The organism is Pseudoalteromonas sp. G4, from assembly GCF_028875915.1.
GTDB lineage: Bacteria > Pseudomonadota > Gammaproteobacteria > Enterobacterales > Alteromonadaceae > Pseudoalteromonas.
The window spans coordinates 158,377-178,435 of the sequence record NZ_JAPEHW010000002.1 but is presented as its reverse complement, the minus strand read 5'-3'; the positions used below and the strand labels follow the sequence as shown (position 1 = coordinate 178,435).

Genomic DNA, 20,059 nt, shown 5'->3' with positions numbered 1-20,059 from the left:
TTTTTATTCTGCTAATACGGATTCATTTGTTGTCTGAAAATGCGTTATGGGTGTTAATCCTGAAGGCACACGCTTTGGTGTTTTAGGCGTTAATGTTTGATCTTCTAAGGCACCTAAAAATGCCACTATTTGATCGATTTCTTCATCGCGTAAATTCGGCTCCCAAATATGCCAATGAAGATACAAAGGCTGATCTTTTACTGCGTGACCACGCCCTAGAGTGTAAAACTCAACGGCATCACGCAGCGAGCTAAAACGTCCTGAATGCATATAAGGAGCTGTTTTAGTAATATTACGAAGTGTTGGAACTTTAAAACCGCCTTTTACCTTTGCATTGTTAAAGGTTTTTTCAGCACCGATATCAAACTCAAGGCCCTCTGGTTCATCTACACCAATTACAGCAACTTGTTGATTAGTAAAAAGTGGTGGTGTGTGGCACTCTGCACATCTTGCGACAAATGAGCGAAAGACGTTCATACCTTGTATTTCTTCTTCAGATAAAGCGTTGTGGTCTCCATGTACATAATGGTCATAGCGAGAATTTAATGAAATTAACGAGGACTGAAATGCACTTAACGATGTCACAACCTGATCTAAACTAATATCCTCGGCTGAATTAAACGCAGTTTTAAATAACGCACGATAAGTTTTATTTGCATTTAAAGCAGCTAACAAGGAGGTTTCATCATTCGCCATTTCATGATTATCAAAAAGCGGCCCTTTGGCTTGCTCTTCTAAAGAATTTGCCCGTGCATCCCAAAAAAATCGTTTTAAAAATGCGACATTCCAAAGGGTTGGCGCACTTCGTTTCAGTAAATCACCCTTGGTACCAACACTTCTTGCGAGTCCATCCGAAAAGCCTAACTGAGGTTGATGACATGAAGCGCAACTTTGCTTTTGATTTTTAGATAAAAGCGGATCAAAAAATAAATAGCGGCCTAAATCAATTTGCTCAGGAGAAAAACCATCACGATATGAAGGCAATGAGGTTTGCGTGCCACCTACCCCTTGATTATTTAGAGAGTCGTAAAATTGATAAAGGCTTACAAGCTTGCAACCCTCATTGGTTTTTTCAAAACTTGGTGGGCAATGGGAATTTAAGGTAATTGGATTTGTGTTATCTGAGTAAGCAGAAACACTTAAAAATGAGATAAATAAATAAACGTAAGTTCGAATGGCTTTCATACTATTTTTCTTTTTACAAAACCTAGTTCGACTATTATGAAAAATGCGTTAACCAGCTTATTAAAAGTTAAAAAAAAACCGAGTAATTTATAATTACTCGGTTTTTTTAACTATCACTCACTAACAACTCTAACCATATATTTCTTTTTTATACTGTGTTGGCGTTTTGCCATGGGTATCTTTAAATGCTTTATTAAATGAACTTAAGCTGCGAAAACCATTATCCAGTGCCAAGGTTAATACCGGTGTATTTGCATGCGTTTCAGAACCCAATAATTCAGTAATTTCACGAATACGATAGTAATTTAAATAATCATTAAAATTGCGAAAACCAAGCTCACCATTGATCAATTGCCTTAATTTGTACACGTGAATAGAGATTCTTTTTGATAAATCACTAATAGTTAGCCCCTCTTGCTTATAAAGCGCATCTTGCTCCATGGCATTAACAATACGCGTTAACAAGGGGTTATTATTTTTAGTCGGTGCTACTTTTGCTAATTCAAACGGGCTTGGATGGCGAAGTCCGAATAAAACAAAGATCACTGTAAGGCTGATAAGCGCAGCTACAATGTTAAAAAATAAAGTCAGCCAAGCAAAATTCAGTTTAAACCCTTGGCCTAATATAATGAATAAAAAGAAGTAAATACCCACAGAAAAGATTAAAGTAGTGCGGAAACTACGGCGCTGCGCAACTAAATCAATATCGATATTTTTGATGCAATAAAAAAGCCCCATTGCAATTAATGAAAGCTCTAACGCCACACCAAAATAACCAAATACTTGCTTTATAAGCGCGCTATCAATCACCAGTCCAACAAGTTGATTTATTGAAGGCACGAGCAAGGTAGAACACGCAATAGAATAATCAAAAGTAGTAAGTTTTGATTTGTCAGCAAAAACACAAATGCAGACAAGCCAAAACACTCCTGGCAGCAGGTTGCCACCAACAAAATTAATGGTATCTACAACTGGGTTCTGTATAAAACTGAGTTGACCTAGCACATAACTGTTGCAACAAACCAGCAAAATCATAAACAGCTTTATTTGTTCTGAACGTGTGCGCTGAGGTAGTAACAAAACAATGCTTACGAGAAGACAACTAAAGGTTATGGTGAGAAAAAAATCATTAAACTGTTGCACGGCCGCCCCTTACTCCTACTTCACAGCACCATACAACAGTAAACCATACCCTACATTTTAAAAACAACATAAATTTAACATTTATTAAATTTTAGGTAATCATTACCTAAAATAGAAAAACTTCATATCCTTTTGTTTTAAAATGTATATTTAAATTCAACACCATAAGTAATACCGTCTTCAATAGACACAAACGGAGTATTAAGAATTTCCGTTGTAATATTGCGAATACCTGAAATATATTTTTCATCTAAGAGATTTTTACCCCATAATGCGATTTGCACTGCATCATTAGGGTGTTGCCACGTCACATTAAGATTGAGGTCTTGCCTGTCATTTAAGTAGTGTGGAATATTGCTATACCACTGTTGGTATCCAGGATCTGAATCTCGATCGTTTTCAGCATAAATATAATCCAAACGAATCGCTAAATTTCCATAAGGGAAATCTGGTAAATAATTAAAGCTCGTGGTGTACGCTAAGTTTGTATTGCCCTTCGATTTACCCGTAATCCATTGGCTACTTGCATCAAAATAGTCATCCCAATCCGATTCGGTTTCTCTAAATTCGGTGACTAATGAAGCAGTAAAACTATCTGTTACTTGCCAATTAAGGTTTATTTCAATGCCTTTAATAATCTGGTCGCCATTGATAACTACAGGGAAAGCGGTTAACTGACCCGGTGGTTTTGATTCAACTGTTGTTTGCCTATCATCAATTTCCATCTGATAAACAGCAATTTGGCTACGAAGCACAGCAAAAGCTTCACCTTTGTAACCAAATTCATAGTTTGTTGTCAGCTCTGGTTTAAATGGATTGACCGCCGTTGTTGGGTCAAGAGAATCATATCCTCCAGATTTATAACCTGTTGAATAACTCAAATATGTCATGTTTTTGTTATTTACACGGTACTGACCAATTAAGCGACCCGTCGTTTTGCTCCATGAATCATTGGCACTTATCTTATCAAATGAAGGGAAAATTAGGTTTTCTACACCGCTTCTTTCATCACTGAAACTAGTCACTGGTACTTGCCAACTAAATGCTTTTTTATCTTTAGAATAACGAAGGCCTGCAATCACACTAAACTGTTCGTTAATACGATAATCAATATCAGAGTAAATACCGTAGTTTTTGAAATCACCTGTATTTACCATCATTTCTTGCCACACTTTTCCTTGGTAACTTGGCCCCATAAATGCGGGGTTATTAACAATAGGACTATAGGCAATGCTGTCATAAATCATATCTATGGTGCCGGGTTGCATTTGCTCAGCATATGCAAGTACCTCAGGGGTCAGTGTCTCCACTCCCAGCATCATATAAATTGGGTCTAGGGCTTGGCCAACACCAGGCACAGCGTGTAAATAATTAAGCACTGCTGTAAATTCTGCTGCATCCCACAAGTGGTTAAGCGGTACACCGAACATATTTCCTAGCTCGTTAGTCACCATTGTCATCACTGTGTCAGCATTTAAGTTAAGCTCAGTAACTTGAGAAACCGTTTCTTCACTGTATGTGATACCACCGACATAACTGATATTGCCATGTTGGTAATTAAACTGGAGTTCGTTGTAAAAAATATCAGAATCTTCGTTATTTGAGGTATCAAAATGGCGAGTTGCAAGTGCTAAACCGTCCTCATCTTCACGGTTAATGGTTTGCCATTGACGATTACTTGAAACCAGTTTTACCGACCAATCATCCGTTAATTGTGATTCAACCTTAAGTGTTAACGCATCCATATCGCGGCTTTCTTCACCGTTAAATACGTCATTTTCAAACTTACCAGCAAAAGGATCCGGATATTTTGTGTATTCACTGATGCCAATTGCTTCTGGCGGCGCTTGCTTTACCTTGTCCCAGTCATAAGCTAACTGAATAGAAGTATCAGTATTCACAACATATTTAACGGCAATGCGTGCCGCTTTATGGTTCTCGTCATTGCCATCAAAACCCGAAATAAACTGGTTTTCGATATTTCCATCTCGTTGATTAGAAAGCCCATTAACTCTTACAAATAGGTTATCTGTAACTGCAAAGTTGGCCATACCCTCAAATCGTTTTAGCTTTAAATTACCAAGATTCGCTTTCACAAAACCATTTTTTTCAGCATCTGGACTGTTAGGGATAATATTTACAACACCTGTTGCAGCATTTCGGCCAAATAAAGTACCTTGCGGCCCTTTTAGCACCTCCACACGCTGAACATCACTGAAGATAACGTTTTGAGCAGCTCTTGGCATATAGACATCATCAAAAAAACTCGCTGCTGACGGGTCGCCACCGACGCTAATATTAGGGCTTGAAACACCACGCATGGTGACACCTGCTTGGGTGACATTGCCATCACTAAATGAAAAACCAGGAACAAAATCATCAATATCGCTTAGCTTTAATGAGTTTGTTTTTTCAATAACATCACTACTGATCGAATCTACAGCGAGGTGTACCTGCAGTATACTTTGAGATCGTTTTTGCGCGGTTACTTCTATAATTTCCACGTCTTTTTGCGTGTCTGATTGAGAATTTGCATAACTACATAAAGGTAATGCTGAGAGCGCCATAATGATGCTTTTGGATAAACTGCTAATCAAAAATTGCTTTTGTGAGTTGTTCATGGGGTGTTCCTTATAATTTTTATCACCACATACTTACCCTATTTAGTCAGGGTTTATTTTGCTAAGTGATCCATCAAAAACAACCGACAAAATCATTAAAAATACTGAGTAAATGCTTTAAAGCGCCTGACTGATTATAAAAAATAACCAATTAATCCTTTAATTTTAGGTATTTCCTGACAGCAAAATAAATTCTGCTAAAATTCAAATAAAATTAATATAAATACGTTTTAAAGAGGCAAATGTGAAAACCCTTTCGCTAGTAGCAACATTATCTTCAATTTGTTTTTCAGCTAATGTGGCTGCAAAAACCCATTTTTCAGATTTCAGCGTGTCTTACTTAAATGGTAATGACTATGAAGTTGGTGACAATAAACGACAAGTTGTCACATTAGAGCACTTTGCTGTTACAAGTTGGGGAGATAGCTTTACATTTGTTGACCGTCTTGAATCAAGTAATGGTGATAAAGAAATTTACGGTGAATTTTCACCACGTTTCAAAATTACTGATTTTGAAAACAGTCCAGTTAAAGCTTTGTATGTTGCAACCACTATTGAATATGGAAATTTTTCATCTCATGATGGTTTTGGCTCTAGCTTAACAAATTACTTATATGGTGTAGGTGCGGGTATTAATGTACCCTATTTCGACTATGTTAATGTGAACATGTATTACCGTAATAACGAGCATGGTGATAACAATTACCAAACTACCATTACTTGGGGTTTGCCTATCGGACCACTCTACTATGACGGCTTTATGGATTATGCCACCAGCCGTGATAACAGTGTTTCGCAAATGAATCTTACTTCTCAATTAAAATATGATGTTGCTCCACACCTTAATTTAGATTCAAAACTGTATGTGGGCATTGAATATGTTTATTGGCTTGATAAATTTGGCATTGATGGTGTTAACGAAAACAATGTGAATTTATTAGTTAAATATCACTTTTAACAAACACAAATAAAAAGCCCTGCAATTGCAGGGCTTTTTTATATTTTCGATTAAATGCTTACACGCTTGTAGTCACGGTATTCCGGTAACCAGTAATTCTTCTCAATTAAACTTGCAAGCTTTTCATCTGAAATTTCAAGCGCGACGTTTTGTTCAATGGCTTTTTTAGCAACGTTAAAGGCAATTTCCTTTGAAAGCGCTTCAACTTGCGTTAATGGTGGTAACAAGCTTCCTTCACCAGTATTAGCACGTGGTGACGCAGCAGCTAAGGTTTCACTTGCAACCATTAGCATTTCATCAGTAATTCGCTTAGCACCTACAGCGACAACTCCCAAACCAATACCAGGGAAAATATAACTGTTATTACATTGCGGAATAATATGCTCTTTACCATTAAAGCTAACAGGTTCAAATGGGCTACCTGTTGCTACAATTGCTTCACCATTTGTCCAAGCAATCACATCTTCTGGCATTGCTTCTACTTGTTTAATTGGGTTACTCAGTGGGAAGATAATTGGTTGCTCACTGCCCTGATGCATAGCCTTAATAACTTGTTCAGTGAATAAGCCTGGTTGACCTGATACACCAATTAGAATATTTGGTTTTGCACAGTGCATTACATCGAGTAACGACGCATAGTCACCACTAAAGGTCCAGTCACTTAACGCGTCTTTCTTCTGCGTTAGGACTTCTTGGAAATCTCGTAGGTCGCTCATACCTTCGGTCAATAAGCCAAAGCGGTCAACCATAAAGATTTGTGAACGAGCCTGCGCTTCACTGATACCCTCGCTTACCATTTGCGCAATGATCTGCTCTGCAATACCACAACCTGCTGAGCCTGCACCAACAAACACTACTTTTTGTGATGAAAGAGCTTCACCTTTCACGCGACACGCAGCAAGTAATGAACCTACTGTTACCGATGCAGTACCTTGAATGTCATCGTTAAAACTACAAATTTGGTTGCGGTAGCGTTGTAGTAATGGCATTGCATTTGGTTGTGCAAAATCTTCAAATTGCAGCATCACATTTGGCCAACGACGTTTCACTGCGTTAATGAACAAATCCAAAAACTCATCATATTGTTCTTGTGAAATACGCTTATGGCGACGACCCATATACATAGGATCATCAAGTAATGTTTGGTTATTAGTACCCACATCAAGCATTACAGGTAAGGTATATGCTGGGCTAATGCCACCCACAGCGGTATAAAGTGATAATTTACCAATTGGAATACCCATACCACCAATACCTTGGTCACCTAAACCAAGAATACGTTCACCATCAGTCACTACGATAACTTTCACTTTACCTTTGGTGGCGTTACGTAAAATGTCATCAATGTTATGGCGGTCTTCGTAAGAAATAAATAATCCACGGTGTTTACGGTAAATATCTGAGAAGCGCTCACATGCTTCACCTACCGTTGGCGTGTAGATAATAGGCATCATTTCTTCTAAATGATCACGCACTAAACGGAAGAAAAGCGTTTCATTGGTATCGTGGATAGCACGTAAATAAATATGCTTATTCAGATTGTTTGTGAAACTTTTATATTGTTGATAACAACGTTCAACTTGCTCTTCGATTGATTCAAAAATTGGCGGTAATAAACCCGCTAAGTTAAATTGCTCACGTTCACGTTGACTAAAAGCACTGCCTTTATTCAATAGCGGCGTTTCAATCAGCGTTGGCCCTGCATATGGGATATACAAGTAATTCTTTTGTGTGTGTTCTGTCATTATATTCTTGGTGGTGTGTTGTAATAGCTTTAATTATTAAACTAAAGTTTAAAAATGCAAAACTATAAGATAATTAACGGATAATTGAAAACATTATCTAAGCAGCAATAAGTTAAAGCAATGGTTGATGCGAAGAATTAACCAAGTTTAACTTATTCCTAGCATTTTATTTACGTGCTTTGGTTTATTGCCCTAAAGCAATGCCCTCTCTGCGAGGATCGGCTGCGCCAAGTAGTTTATCGCCCTCAATCATCACAGCATGAATACCCGAATTTAAGTCGCGAATAACAACGGTGTGGCCTTTTGCTTCGAGCGCCGGTTTTATGAACTCGATATCCGAGCCTTTTTCAAGCGTAGTAACACGATTACGGTTTGTAATATTTGCAAGTTCAATTGCTTGTTGCGGTGACAAGCCAAAATCTAAAATGCCAACAAGCGCTTTTGCAACATAATTTATGATGCGTGAACCACCCGGTGAACCAATTACTAATTTTAGCGTGCCGTCTTTGTTAAACACCATTACCGGTGCCATAGAAGAACGAGGACGTTTAATAGGCTCAACACGATTTGCAACTGGTTTACCATCAATTTTGGGATTAAATGTAAAATCTGTAAGTTGGTTGTTGAGTAAATAGCCATTCACCATTAGGGCTGAGCCAAAACCCATTTCAATGGATGTTGTCATAGACACAGCATTTCCGTCAGCATCGACAATCGATACATGCGAGGTATTGGGCTGTTCATAATTAACTTGTGCTACTGACCAGTCAGTTGAAAAATCACCCGGTAATGCACGGCCCATATCCGATTGACTAATTAGCAAACTACGCTCTTTTAAATACGTGGCGTTTAACATATTTTCGGTAGGTACTTTTACAAAATCAGGGTCTGCTATGTAGAAGTCTCTATCTGCAAAGGCCAATCTAGACGCTTGTGTAAAGGCATGAACAGAGTCAACATCCCAATTTTCTTTTAATGGCGCATTACTTTGTTCCAACAGTGCCATGATTTGTAACACGGTAATGCCACCAGAACTAGGTGGTGCCATTGAACACACGTTGTAAGCTTTATAAGGTGCACATACAGGCTTGCGTTCAACACTACGATAGTTAGCAAGATCTTGCTCTGAAATTGTGCCAGGCGCAATATCTGATTTGGTCACTGTGTTTACTAATTGTTTGGCATTATCACCTTGATAAAATGCCAAAACGCCTTTTTCTGCTATTTCACGATATAGCGCTGCTAACTCGGGGTTTTTCTTAACTGTTCCGGCTTTTAACGGCTCTCCATTTGGCATAAAGTAGGCTTTGGTATTATCAATTAAAGAAACACCTGGGTTTATTTTAAGGCTAACAAGCTTTTCTAATCGCGGGGACACAATAAAGCCGTTTTCACTTAACTTAATTGCATCGACAAATAATTCTGCCCAAGGTAATTTACCATACCGGCTATGCGCCTGGTTAAGTGCTGCAAGAGCGCCAGGTACTCCTACTGAACGACCGCCAACAACCGCTTCAATCCAACGAATAGGTTTACCCTTACCATCTAAGAAGAGTGATTCAGTGGCTTTTGCAGGTGCTGTTTCACGACCATCAAAGCTCGTCAGATGTTGCTGTGATTTATCATAATGCAATAGAAATAAGCCACCACCAATACCCGATGATTGCGGCTCTACTAAGGTTAGTACTAATTGCACGGCAATAGCAGCATCAACCGCACTGCCGCCTTTTGCAAGTACTGCGGCTCCTGCTTCAACAGCATAAGGGTTTGCTGCAGATACCATGTATTTGTGGGCGACAACCTGCTGTTTTTCAGTTAAACCGGTATTAGCTTCTGGCTCACCAACAATCGTTGCGAAAGTATTGAGTGAAACGAGGCTTGACGCCAAAATTACGCGCGAGAGAGTTTGTTTTAATTTTTTCATAATTATGGAATCAATTTATTTGTGATAATCTTACCTACATTTAATGCCTATTAACACCTATCACTTATGTTAAACCTGCCATTTGATAAACGATTTATCTCTGCACCGATTATTTTAATACTTGCCGCCCTTATCATTTTCGCGACGCCGTTAAGTGAATTGTTCGAATATAACCGTGCCCTATTTGCCAAAGGAGAATATTGGCGCATTGTAACGGGTCATTTTAGCCATTCTAACAGCTACCATTTAATGCTTAATTTAGCGGGAGTTGCTCTTATTTGGACACTACACGGCGAATATTATGACAGTAAAAAATATGCCTTAGCTTTATTACTCCTGGCACTTTACACCGGTGGTGGTATCTATATTTTCTACCCAGAAAATACCCTATATAACGGGCTTAGCGGTGTTTTGCATGGTCTCATTATTATCGGTGCATTAATCGATTGCCAAAAAGGCATGAAAACGGGTTACTTATTATTTATTGGTGTGTGGCTAAAAATTGCGTGGGAGCAATATTCTGGTCCAAGTGCTGAACTTGGTGAACTAATAGAAGCACGTGTGGCGATTGAGGCACATTTAATCGGTGCAATTTCAGGGATATTTGTTTATGCAAAACTCAATCGGCACGCTATGCGTCAACAACTAACACAATAAAAAAGGCCGCTTAGCGGCCTTTTTCTATTTAAATTATAAGTTCTGTTCAAATAACTTATAAATGCGACGATATTCATCTAACCAGCTTGATGGTTGTTTAAAACCATGCGGTTCTACTGGGTAAATCGCCGTTTCATAATTTTCTTTTTCAAGTTCAATAAAACGTTGTACCAAACGTACTACATCTTGGAAAAATACATTGTCATCAACCATTGGCGCATTGATTAGTAATGGTTTTTCCAGCCCTTCTGCAAAATAAATTGGCGAGCTACGCTTATACGCAATTGGATCAACATCAGGATGGTTTAAGATATTTGATGTGTATGGGTTGTTATAATAAGCCCAGTCAGACACAGGGCGAAGTGCAGCGCCTGCTTGGAATAACTCAGGCCGCGTTAATAACGCCATAAATGTCATAAAGCCACCATATGAGCCACCATAGGTACCCACGCGTTCTTTATTTACATTGGCATTTTCTGCCATCCAGTTTACACCATCCGCCAAATCTTCAATTTCTGGTTTACCCATATGACGATAAATCGCGGTGCGCCAATCACGGCCATAACCTTTAGACGCTCGGTAATCCATATCCATTACCACATAACCCTGCTCTGCAAGGAAAGAATGGAACATAAATTCGCGGAAATAACCTGACCAACCTAAATGAGAGTTTTGTAAATAACCTGCACCATGGTTAAAAATAACCGCTTTACGTGCTTGGCCTGTCTCACCTTCTTTATAATCACGCGGGTAATACACTTTTGCGTAAATTGGCTGCTCTGTATTGCTCGATGGCACCGCAACCACTTTTGGTGCAATAAGTTGGGTATTTAAAAACTTTTCAGAAACAGTATTTGTTAAACGCGTCACCTTTTCGCCATCAACATCTGATACATACAACTCTGGCGGTAACGCTAATTTAGAATGTGTCAGTAATAACTTAGATTCATCCGGGCTTAACTGGTAATCCGTCATACCATTTAAATCTGTTTGAGCGCTACTTTCACCCGTGGTCAGATCTAATTTATAAATTTCATAAATGCCAGGGTGTTTCTTATTTGCTTTGTAAAAAATAGATTGGCTATTACGCGCTTGTGTTAATTCTGAGACAACAAACTGACCTTTCGTAAGTTGCTTGGCTTTGCCCTTTAGCGGTTTTGTATAAATGTGGCTATAGCCCGACTCTTCAGACAAATAATAAAGCGTATCGTCTTGCTGATTTAACCAGCCAAAGTTGTTGTAAGTGTAATTAACCCATGCTTTGTCATGTAGACGATGTTGAGATACAAGCGTGTTTTGCTTGAAATCAACGGTAGCTATCCAACGGTCTTTATTGTCAAACGCTTCTAGCATTACTGCCACTTGAGAGCCAGATTGATTCCATTGAATTGCACTTTGTGACCAGCCCCAATCCATCATTAAATTAATATGACGTGGCGCTTTTTGAGATTTATACGTTTTACCCTCTGCTTTTGCATTTTCAGCTTTAACATCCGCTAAAACATCTTCGTCAAAACCAGGTAATGTATTAAACGGCAAAGTCGTATGCGTGTTTTCTTCTAAATTTATAAGAATAAGTTCTGAACCAGATGGTTTTGTATCCGCTACGCGACGACGTACTTTTTCAGCAACAATTTCACCGTTTTGACCAATGTAATTTGGCATAATATCGCCATCATCACGCCAAGGTTTGCTTTCACTAATAACAGTGATTAACTTATCACCCGCAGGTGATAAAACCGCACTAACAATACGATTACCTTTACCAAGGTAATAGGTATCGTTCATGATGCTGTTATTTTGCTCAGTAAGACGTTGATTATAACTTTCTTTATCTTTTGAGTTTTTGTGGGTAAGCGCCACAAAATCAATGAGTTTATGTTGCTCTTTTGCAATGTAGCTAGATGGCTCAGCGACCCCTTTTGGTTTGTCAGCCGCTTTTAATGCAACAATTTGCTGACGCATGCCAGATTCAACATTTACTTTATAAAAACTATCTTTAACACGGTAAGACAATTCACCCGATGTTAAAAATTGAAGCTGAGATGCACTATCGTCAGATAAGGTTAATTGCTTTAACTGGCCGCTTGACTGCTCTAACGCAAAGATATTCCCTTTGAAAGTATAAGCAACCCATTTGTTATCTTGGCTAAATGTAAGCTGTTTTGCACCAAGTGTATGTAGTTTATCAAGGCTGACTAATTGCCCATTGCCTTCACCACTAAGTGATTTTGTAAATGTATCTCTTAACTCATTGCCTGCTTGTTTACGTGAATAATGAACTGCGTTTGAATCAAGCGACCAAAATGCACGTTCAGGCTGTCGGCCTAACCAATCCGGATGTGCCATTGCTTGTTTAAGTGTGATTGTTTCAGGTCCCTGGTGTGTCGTTGTTTCAACAACGGTTGGGAATGTTTGTGATGCTTCTTGCTGTGTTGAATCGGTTGTTTTACAACCTGTTAAACTGATACATGCAGTAACAGCTAACGCGATAAGAGATTTATTATACATGGGTATTTTTTTATAGTTTAAATTATCCCAATTTAATCAAACTACATTGCAAATTAAAACTGTTCTTATCGTTTAAATATGTGATTTTGACGATTACATTTGCAGTAAAAAAAAAGGCCAACGAGGTGTTGGCCGAATACTCTGCGCTAGCAATTTAGGTCGAAACGAAATGATTAATTGTCGTTTCATAATAATAGACCGTGACCATTTCAAGATAGTTCAAAATTTATTCAAAAAATTTAAATTTATTTCTCAAAGTTGAAAGCCATTGTCTACCCTTAACATATATGGAACAAGGTTAACCTGTTATGAGCAAATTTAGATTACGCATTTATCGCGGACCTGATAAAACAAGTATAGCTAAATGGCTTAAACAAGATGAGCTTGCTAACTGGTCTCGCTATCAATATTTTTATTGCGATGGCAATGAATCAATTATCTCACTTTATATTGGTGACTTTTGGCAAAATATGCTGCGCAACAAACAAACTCATTACGAACAAGGTTTAAAAGGGCAAGAGCGATTGTTGCAAGGCAAATACATTTCTAATGCAACAGTGCCTTTTTATGTTGAAGTGGATATACGAAATGAAGCAAACTGACACTGTAGTGGCGTCAGTTTGCTTAGAAGATTAGTTAGACAGCAATTGTGCTCTTGCTGCAACACCTGGGTAGGCATCTTCTGGTAAATAATTTGCAAGCTGCGCTAACTTTTCGCCAAGTTCTTTATCACTGTTAGCAACAACGTTGATGTGGCCCATTTTACGACCCGCACGAACACCTTTACCATACCAATGACTTGTTACACCAGGTACAGTTAACACTTCTTTTGGAATATCAGCTTGACCAAGCACATTGATCATCGCACTTGGGCCAATCATCTGCGTATCACCTAACGGTAAATTAGCCACTGCGCGAAGATGATTTTCAAACTGACTACATACCGTACCTTGCTGAGTCCAATGGCCAGAGTTATGAACACGTGGTGCAATTTCATTCACCATAAGCTCGCCATCAACATCGAAGAACTCAATAGCAAGCACACCAACATAATCCATTTCTGCACTTAACTTGTTAAATGCGTCTAATGCTTGAGATTGAATGCCAGCATCCATGTCTGAAGCAATTGATAATGTCAGTACACCGTTTGTGTGCTCGTTTTCAGTAACAGGATAAACAGCGGTATTACCTTGTTTGTCGCGTGCACCAATAACAGACACTTCACGGTTAAATGGGATCATTTTCTCAGCAATAATGGTATGCGGAAAATCAACTGTACCACTTGCAATAAATGCCGCCATTTCAGACCAAATCTCATCTACATTTGAATCCGCTTTGATACGCCATTGCCCTTTACCGTCGTAACCTGCTTGGCACGTTTTAATTACAAGTGGCAACTCTAAATTAGCAATAGCCTCGTCTAAATGTGCACGTTCGGTAATTAATTGATATGGAGCGCAGTTAACACCGGCTTTATCAAGTAACGCTTTTTCAATACTGCGATCACCGCCTGCTTTAATGGCATTTTTACCGGGATAGAATTTGCCACTTTGGCAACAAAGAGCAAGCACATCATCAGGAATGTGCTCAAATTCTGCGGTAATTGCATCACTCTCGGCAATTGCTGCTTTTAAATCTTGTTCATATACGTGTAATGTCAGTGGGTGAACTACCTGTTTAGTACCAACATCATACGCTTTGATATTTAAATTAAGTGGTGCACCAGCTAAGCTCATCATACGTGCTAACTGGCCTGCCCCTAACACTAAAATATTCATATTACTCTGCTGGATTTGGGTTCGCTAAAACAGTTTCTGTTTGGTTCTTTCTGAACTCATCAATTTTTGCTAGTAGCTCAGGCTGTTGGCAACCTAAAATTTGTGCTGCAAGTAAACCTGCGTTTGCTGCACCTGGCTCACCAATCGCCAAAGTACCCACCGCAACGCCTTTTGGCATTTGGCAGATAGAAAGAAGTGAATCAACACCGTTAAGTGCTTTTGATTTAACAGGAACACCTAATACAGGAAGGCTTGTAAAGGCTGCAGCCATTCCAGGAAGGTGCGCTGCACCACCGGCGCCAGCGATAATCACTTTAATTCCACGCTCAGCAGCAGTGCTGGCATAATCGGCTAATAACTGTGGCGTACGGTGAGCTGAAACCACTTTTGTTTCATACTTAACACCGAATTTATCAAGCATCTCGGCAGCATGTTGCATGGTAGGCCAATCTGATTTTGAACCCATAATAATGCCAACAGTCATAGTCACTCCTTATCGTTAGGCACTTAATTCACACTATAAACGCTGCTGAATACGCCTCATTTACAGTGTGTAATATAAAATTTTTGATTTCGCGATGTGGGATTGCGAGTTGCGAATTATCCAATAATCGCAGGGTTTTCTCAATTAAAAACTGTGAATTAACGCCATGCTAAGGTAAATTACGCCAATCGTTTTTAATCGCTAGGGGGTTAGATGACAAAATTCAAAGTAATCCCACCTACCACAACTGTTTATTGCAAACAGCGCGGCGAAGGTTGGACATTAACAGGCATTACAGATATTGACGAAAATACATCGGTGATGTTTGGCGGTACCCGGTATACCATTCCGGCAAAAGAAATTATTGAAATGCGCCTAATGGCGCCTTTTTAATGCATGTTCACATAGATTATTTTAACGCATTAATACGTGCATCTAACGGTGGGTGTGAGCTCATTAAGTCCATTAACCCTTTACCCGATGCAATACCAAACGCCATCATCGACCCTTCAAGTTGTGATGGGTGATTTACTTTTAAACGCTCAAGTGCAGCACGCATTTTATGTGCACCGACTAAATCTGCTGCGCCCTTGTCGGCTGCAAATTCACGTTGACGGCTGAAATACGCAACAACAAAGCTTGCTAAAATACCGAATAACACTTGGAAAATCATATCGAAGATAAAATAAGTCCAAGAACCACCCGACTCTTCTTCATCGCTATTTAGGAAATTATCTACAATTCCTGCTAACACCTTCGAAATAGCAATTACAAAGGTATTCACTACACCCTGAATAAGTGTCAGGGTTACCATATCACCATTTGCAATGTGCGATACTTCATGAGCAAGCACGGCTTCTGCTTCATCTTGACTCATATTATGTAAAAGGCCTGTGCTTACTGCGACAAGTGAATTATTTTTACTTGGTCCCGTTGCAAATGCATTCATTTCAGGGCTGTCGTAAATTGCCACTTCTGGCATCGCAATATTGGCTTTCTTTGCTTGTTCAGCAACACGGTCAACTAACCACTTTTCAATATCTGAACGTGGTTGCTCAATTACGTGTGCGCCAGTTGATTTTTTAGCCATCCATTTCGACATAAACAGTGAAATAAATGAGCCACCAAAACCAAATAATGTAGCAATAAGTAAAATACCACCTAAGCTACGGTGCTCTATACCCAGTACTGACATAATCACTGACAGTACAATACCTAACACTAGCATTACCGCTAAGTTAGTAATTAAAAACAGAACGACTCTTTTCATTGTTACCTCAAAACGTGTTTTCTACTGCTTTATATAGTGTCAATAGCGCTAGATTCAAGATAAATTTACAAAATGACACAAATATTATTAGTTACTAAATACACCTTAAAATTTATGTGAAATTGATTTAAATTCAGTTATCTAGTTTCAGTACTGTATTCAGTTCTTTGTACACTTGAAGCTTAGGTTTTTCATTTTGAGTATTCGGTGCGATTGCAAGTAACGGGCAATCTAGTCGCGCTTTTAACGTTGCCAGATTTTCATCTTGCTCAAGCATATGCGCATCAACATAGTTTGCTATCCAACCAACACATTTTGCGCCACTTTGTTTTATATGACTCAATGTGAGAAGGGCATGATTTAAACAACCAAGTTTTAAACCCACTACCATAATCACAGGTAATCCTTCTTCGGCAACCCATTCTGATAACAAGTCAGTGTCATTTATTGGCAGCGCCCAGCCACCTGCACCTTCAACGATAAGGTGATCAAGTTCTTGCTGGTTTAACACTTTAAGGTGCTGAGACAACTCAGCTTTGGAAATGGTTACACCCACCTGTTTAGCTGCAATATGCGGGGCAATAGGTGGTTCAAAAACATAAGGGTTAATTAATTTGTATGGTAATGCAACATTACCTGATTCCATCAATGTTAACGCATCTTCATTTACCAGTTCGCCAAATGCACGCTCTGCACCTGCAGCGATTGGCTTAAACCCTGTCACTGCTTTTTGAAATTGTTTAATGTATTTAATTAAAAGGCTAGATACATGAGTTTTACCTACTTCTGTATCAGTGCCTGTTATAAATATTGATTTCATTTTTCTATCACTATGTAAGCAACATGATAGCTAACCGGAAACTGCGATTGCTCTTTTTTATAGTTAGCTAACAATGTTTTATATTTTTCTTTGCCCATTAAACCAGTCGATTTTTCACCGCTATTCACTTTATGGTTAGCACCAATCTCTTTAATCGAGTTAAGTGCCTCTTTTGCTGTTTCGTAAAATACTTTGTGATGACAAAAGCTCGTTGAAATACGTTTGAACGTGGTTTGTTTTAACGCAGCTTCGATTTCATCTTGTGACACAAACTGATTGATATGGCGTTTTGAATCGACTGCTGCAAAGGCGTTTATCATCTCTCTCAGCGTGCCGTCAGCCACTAAACTAAAATGCGCTCGCCCACCCGGTTTCAATACAGCATAAAGTGATTGAAATAGTGCTGGTAAATTACTGCTCCACTGCATTGCAAAATTACTAAAAACCAAGTCAAAACTATTATTTTTGAACGGTAAGTTATCCATATCAGCGCACACACTGGCTGTCACCTGTTGTTGTAACATAGCAGGGCTTAAGTCCATACTGATCACTGTGTTGCAGCGTTTTTTAAGTTCAAACGAGTTAACAAACGGGCCACAACCTAAATCAAGGGCAACACCATAATCAGTATCTAATGATTTAATTAAGATATCAGCTGCCTGTTTTTGCACATGAGCATGATTGTGATAACGCTCTGCTGCTTTTGAAAAATGCTGCGCAGTTATCTTCTTTTGGGCGTTTAATAGTTGGCTCATAACGTCTTTAGGCCTGTTACAAGGTGGCTTATTAATTGGTCAATATCATCTTGCTGATGCGCTGCTGTTAACGTAATTCTTAATCTTGCTGTATTATGCGGCACAGTTGGTGGCCTAATTGCCGTAAGCCAAATACCCTTTTCTTTCAAATAACCACTCAGCTTTAAACACGCTTCACTATCGCCTAACACCAGAGGTTGAATGGCACTATTTGAAGGCATTAATGCTAATTTATGATCTGCTGCAAGGTCTCTAAAATATAGGATATTGTGTTGCAACTTTTGACGTTCAATTGTTGCATTATACACCTGCTGCAAGCGCACATAAGTTGCACTTGCAAGCCACGGTGACATTGCCGTTGAATAGGTGTAATCTCGATTAAATTGCACAAGATAATTTGCTACTTCTTGACTACAAAGCACAGCGGCACCACTACTCGCACACGCTTTGCCAAAGGTAATAATTAAAATCTCAGGCTTAATTTTTGTCGCGCTGCCAAGTCCATTTTCACCTATCACACCAAATGCATGGGCATCATCAATCATTAACCACGCATTATGTTCAGATGCTATCGTTGCAAGGTCTTCAATTGGGGCGTTATCACCATCCATTGAAAAAACACCTTCACTTACAATCAGTTTGTGTTTTGCTTTTGACTTTTCTAAGCGGCGCTTTAAATGTTTGAGGTCGTTATGATTAAAACGTGTATTGGTCGCACTTGCCGCTAAACCACCGTCAATTAAACTGGCATGATTAAGCTTATCTTGAAATATTTCACTTTCAGGTGCATTCATTAAGCTTTTAAGCACACTGGCATTGGCGCTAAAGCCAGAATTAAACAATAAACACGCATCGTATTTAAGTGTTTCTGTTAAATACTGCTCTAATGCTAAATGTGCGTGTTGATAACCCGTCACTAACGATGAACTCGTACTGCCATGTTGTGATTCAATTGAATTGATAGGCGCTTGGCTGAGTGCTAAATAATCGTTCGATGCAAAGTTTAGGTATTCATGACCTTGGTACGTTAAAGTACGCGGCCCTACCTTATCAAACGCAATTCGTGTGCGGTATAAAGACACTTGTTTGCGTTCAACAAGTGCCTTTTGAATATACTCAAACGCCATTTATGCTGGGTAAAATAGTTCTGAGGTTTCTTTATCAGCAATTGCAGATTCAAGCGATGCGGCATAGGCCTCATCAGAATAATCTTCAACACTTTCAGGCGACATACCCAACTTTTTAATCAGCATCATGTCGCTGTCAGCTTCTGGGTTATCGGTAGTTAATAACTTATCACCGTAAAAGATTGAGTTCGCACCAGCAAAGAAACACATTGATTGCATTTGCTCGTTCATCGCTGTGCGACCTGCACTTAAACGTACATAACTTTTAGGCATCATAATTCGCGCTACCGCAATGGTACGAATAAACTCAAAGTGATCTAAGTCATCAACATTCTCAAGCGGGGTACCTTTTACTTTAACTAGCATATTGATTGGTACACTTTCTGGTTGTTTTGGTAGGTTGGCTAATTGCATTAGTAAGCCGTAGCGATCTTTTGCTTCTTCACCCATACCCACAATACCACCAGAACATACTTTCATACCTGCATCACGCACATGATCTAGGGTATCTAAACGGTCTTGGTAAGTACGTGTAGTAATAATCTGCTGATAATATTCAGGCGATGTATCTAAGTTGTGATTATAGTAATCAAGACCTGCATCTCTAAGTGCATGTGCTTTATCGTTATCAAGCATACCTAAGGTCATACAGGTTTCTAAGCCAAGTTCTTTTACTTCTTTAACCATTTTTTCAATGTATGGCATATCGCGATCTTTCGGATCAGACCATGCTGCACCCATACAAAAACGTGTTGCGCCTTTACTCTTAGCAATACGTGCTTGCTCAACAACTTTTTCTACTTCCATTAAACGTTCACGTTCAAGATCTGTTTTGTAATGACCTGATTGCGGGCAATACTTACAATCTTCTGGACAGGCACCTGTTTTAATCGAAAGTAATGTCGAAATTTGTACTTTATTAGGATTAAAGTTTTGACGGTGCACACTGGCTGCTTGAAAAAGCAGGTCGTTAAACGGCATATTAAATAACGCTTTTACTTCACTAAGCGTCCAATCATTACGAACCTGTGCTTGTTCCATGGAATTCTCTTTTTTAATTGTTTCTCGAACTTAATTTCGC

The 20,059-nt window shown here is 39.0% G+C and carries 17 protein-coding genes; 4 read left to right on the top strand and 13 right to left on the bottom strand.

Annotation, left to right across the window (positions count from 1 at the left end; all coding sequences use genetic code 11):
• Positions 1 to 3 precede the first annotated feature (3 nt).
• From ON073_RS01935 to ON073_RS01925, 3 genes are all read right to left on the bottom strand, one after another.
• A complete protein-coding gene (locus ON073_RS01935) occupies positions 4 to 1,185 on the bottom strand; it encodes a cytochrome-c peroxidase (RefSeq protein WP_274760167.1) in 1,182 nt (393 codons plus the stop codon).
• Between the two features lie 129 nt (positions 1,186 to 1,314).
• Positions 1,315 to 2,328, bottom strand: coding sequence for a helix-turn-helix domain-containing protein (locus ON073_RS01930; RefSeq protein ID WP_274760166.1), 1,014 nt, complete (start codon positions 2,326 to 2,328; stop codon positions 1,315 to 1,317).
• 137 nt (positions 2,329 to 2,465) lie between these two features.
• Entirely contained in the window at positions 2,466 to 4,949 is a 2,484-nt protein-coding gene (locus ON073_RS01925) for a TonB-dependent receptor (RefSeq protein ID WP_274760165.1), read from the bottom strand.
• Between the two features lie 244 nt (positions 4,950 to 5,193).
• On the opposite strand from ON073_RS01925, the gene ON073_RS01920 reads away from it, so the two are divergent.
• The gene (locus ON073_RS01920) at positions 5,194 to 5,907 is read left to right on the top strand and encodes an outer membrane protein OmpK (RefSeq protein ID WP_274760164.1); all 714 of its coding nucleotides are present in this window, start codon (positions 5,194 to 5,196) and stop codon (positions 5,905 to 5,907) included.
• Between the two features lie 50 nt (positions 5,908 to 5,957).
• On the opposite strand, the gene ON073_RS01915 is transcribed toward ON073_RS01920, so the two are convergent.
• Positions 5,958 to 7,652 (bottom strand): NAD-dependent malic enzyme, encoded by a 1,695-nt coding sequence (locus ON073_RS01915; RefSeq protein ID WP_274760163.1) that lies wholly within the window; start codon positions 7,650 to 7,652, stop codon positions 5,958 to 5,960.
• Positions 7,653 to 7,836: 184 nt separating this feature from the next.
• Positions 7,837 to 9,576, bottom strand: coding sequence for a gamma-glutamyltransferase (gene ggt / locus ON073_RS01910; RefSeq protein WP_274760162.1), 1,740 nt, complete (start codon positions 9,574 to 9,576; stop codon positions 7,837 to 7,839).
• A gap of 66 nt (positions 9,577 to 9,642) precedes the next feature.
• On the opposite strand from ggt, the gene rrtA reads away from it, so the two are divergent.
• Positions 9,643 to 10,233, top strand: coding sequence for a rhombosortase (gene rrtA / locus ON073_RS01905; protein WP_274760161.1), 591 nt, complete (start codon positions 9,643 to 9,645; stop codon positions 10,231 to 10,233).
• 33 nt (positions 10,234 to 10,266) lie between these two features.
• On the opposite strand, the gene ON073_RS01900 is transcribed toward rrtA, so the two are convergent.
• Positions 10,267 to 12,744 (bottom strand): S9 family peptidase, encoded by a 2,478-nt coding sequence (locus ON073_RS01900; RefSeq protein WP_274760160.1) that lies wholly within the window; start codon positions 12,742 to 12,744, stop codon positions 10,267 to 10,269.
• Positions 12,745 to 13,052: 308 nt separating this feature from the next.
• Here ON073_RS01900 and ON073_RS01895 point away from each other — a divergent pair, with 308 nt between their 5' ends.
• A complete protein-coding gene (locus ON073_RS01895) occupies positions 13,053 to 13,346 on the top strand; it encodes a hypothetical protein (RefSeq protein WP_274760159.1) in 294 nt (97 codons plus the stop codon).
• A gap of 30 nt (positions 13,347 to 13,376) precedes the next feature.
• Here ON073_RS01895 and ON073_RS01890 read toward each other — a convergent pair whose 3' ends face one another.
• Both ON073_RS01890 and purE read right to left on the bottom strand, forming a co-directional pair.
• Positions 13,377 to 14,522 carry a 5-(carboxyamino)imidazole ribonucleotide synthase gene (locus ON073_RS01890; protein ID WP_274760158.1) on the bottom strand — a complete coding sequence of 382 codons (1,146 nt, stop codon included), beginning with the start codon at positions 14,520 to 14,522 and terminating at the stop codon, positions 13,377 to 13,379.
• Position 14,523: 1 nt separating this feature from the next.
• On the bottom strand, positions 14,524 to 15,006 hold the full coding sequence (gene purE / locus ON073_RS01885; protein WP_274760157.1) for a 5-(carboxyamino)imidazole ribonucleotide mutase: 483 nt from the start codon (positions 15,004 to 15,006) through the stop codon (positions 14,524 to 14,526).
• A gap of 213 nt (positions 15,007 to 15,219) precedes the next feature.
• Here purE and ON073_RS01880 point away from each other — a divergent pair, with 213 nt between their 5' ends.
• The gene (locus ON073_RS01880; protein ID WP_274760156.1) at positions 15,220 to 15,399 is read left to right on the top strand and encodes a hypothetical protein; all 180 of its coding nucleotides are present in this window, start codon (positions 15,220 to 15,222) and stop codon (positions 15,397 to 15,399) included.
• Between the two features lie 16 nt (positions 15,400 to 15,415).
• Here the strand turns inward: ON073_RS01880 and htpX are convergent, their stop codons facing one another.
• The 5 genes from htpX to bioB all read right to left on the bottom strand — a co-directional run bounded on the left by htpX (position 15,416) and on the right by bioB (position 20,019).
• Positions 15,416 to 16,276, bottom strand: a complete 861-nt coding sequence (gene htpX / locus ON073_RS01875) for a protease HtpX (protein ID WP_274760155.1) — start codon at positions 16,274 to 16,276, stop codon at positions 15,416 to 15,418.
• Between the two features lie 133 nt (positions 16,277 to 16,409).
• The gene (gene bioD / locus ON073_RS01870) at positions 16,410 to 17,096 is read right to left on the bottom strand and encodes a dethiobiotin synthase (RefSeq protein ID WP_274760154.1); all 687 of its coding nucleotides are present in this window, start codon (positions 17,094 to 17,096) and stop codon (positions 16,410 to 16,412) included.
• On the bottom strand, positions 17,093 to 17,851 hold the full coding sequence (bioC, locus tag ON073_RS01865) for a malonyl-ACP O-methyltransferase BioC (protein WP_274760153.1): 759 nt from the start codon (positions 17,849 to 17,851) through the stop codon (positions 17,093 to 17,095). The genes bioD and bioC overlap by 4 nt, the downstream gene beginning before the upstream one ends.
• On the bottom strand, positions 17,848 to 18,978 hold the full coding sequence (locus ON073_RS01860) for an aminotransferase class I/II-fold pyridoxal phosphate-dependent enzyme (protein WP_274760152.1): 1,131 nt from the start codon (positions 18,976 to 18,978) through the stop codon (positions 17,848 to 17,850). The genes bioC and ON073_RS01860 overlap by 4 nt, the downstream gene beginning before the upstream one ends.
• Positions 18,979 to 20,019 (bottom strand): biotin synthase BioB, encoded by a 1,041-nt coding sequence (gene bioB / locus ON073_RS01855; RefSeq protein ID WP_038641515.1) that lies wholly within the window; start codon positions 20,017 to 20,019, stop codon positions 18,979 to 18,981.
• Positions 20,020 to 20,059: the final 40 nt, after the last annotated feature.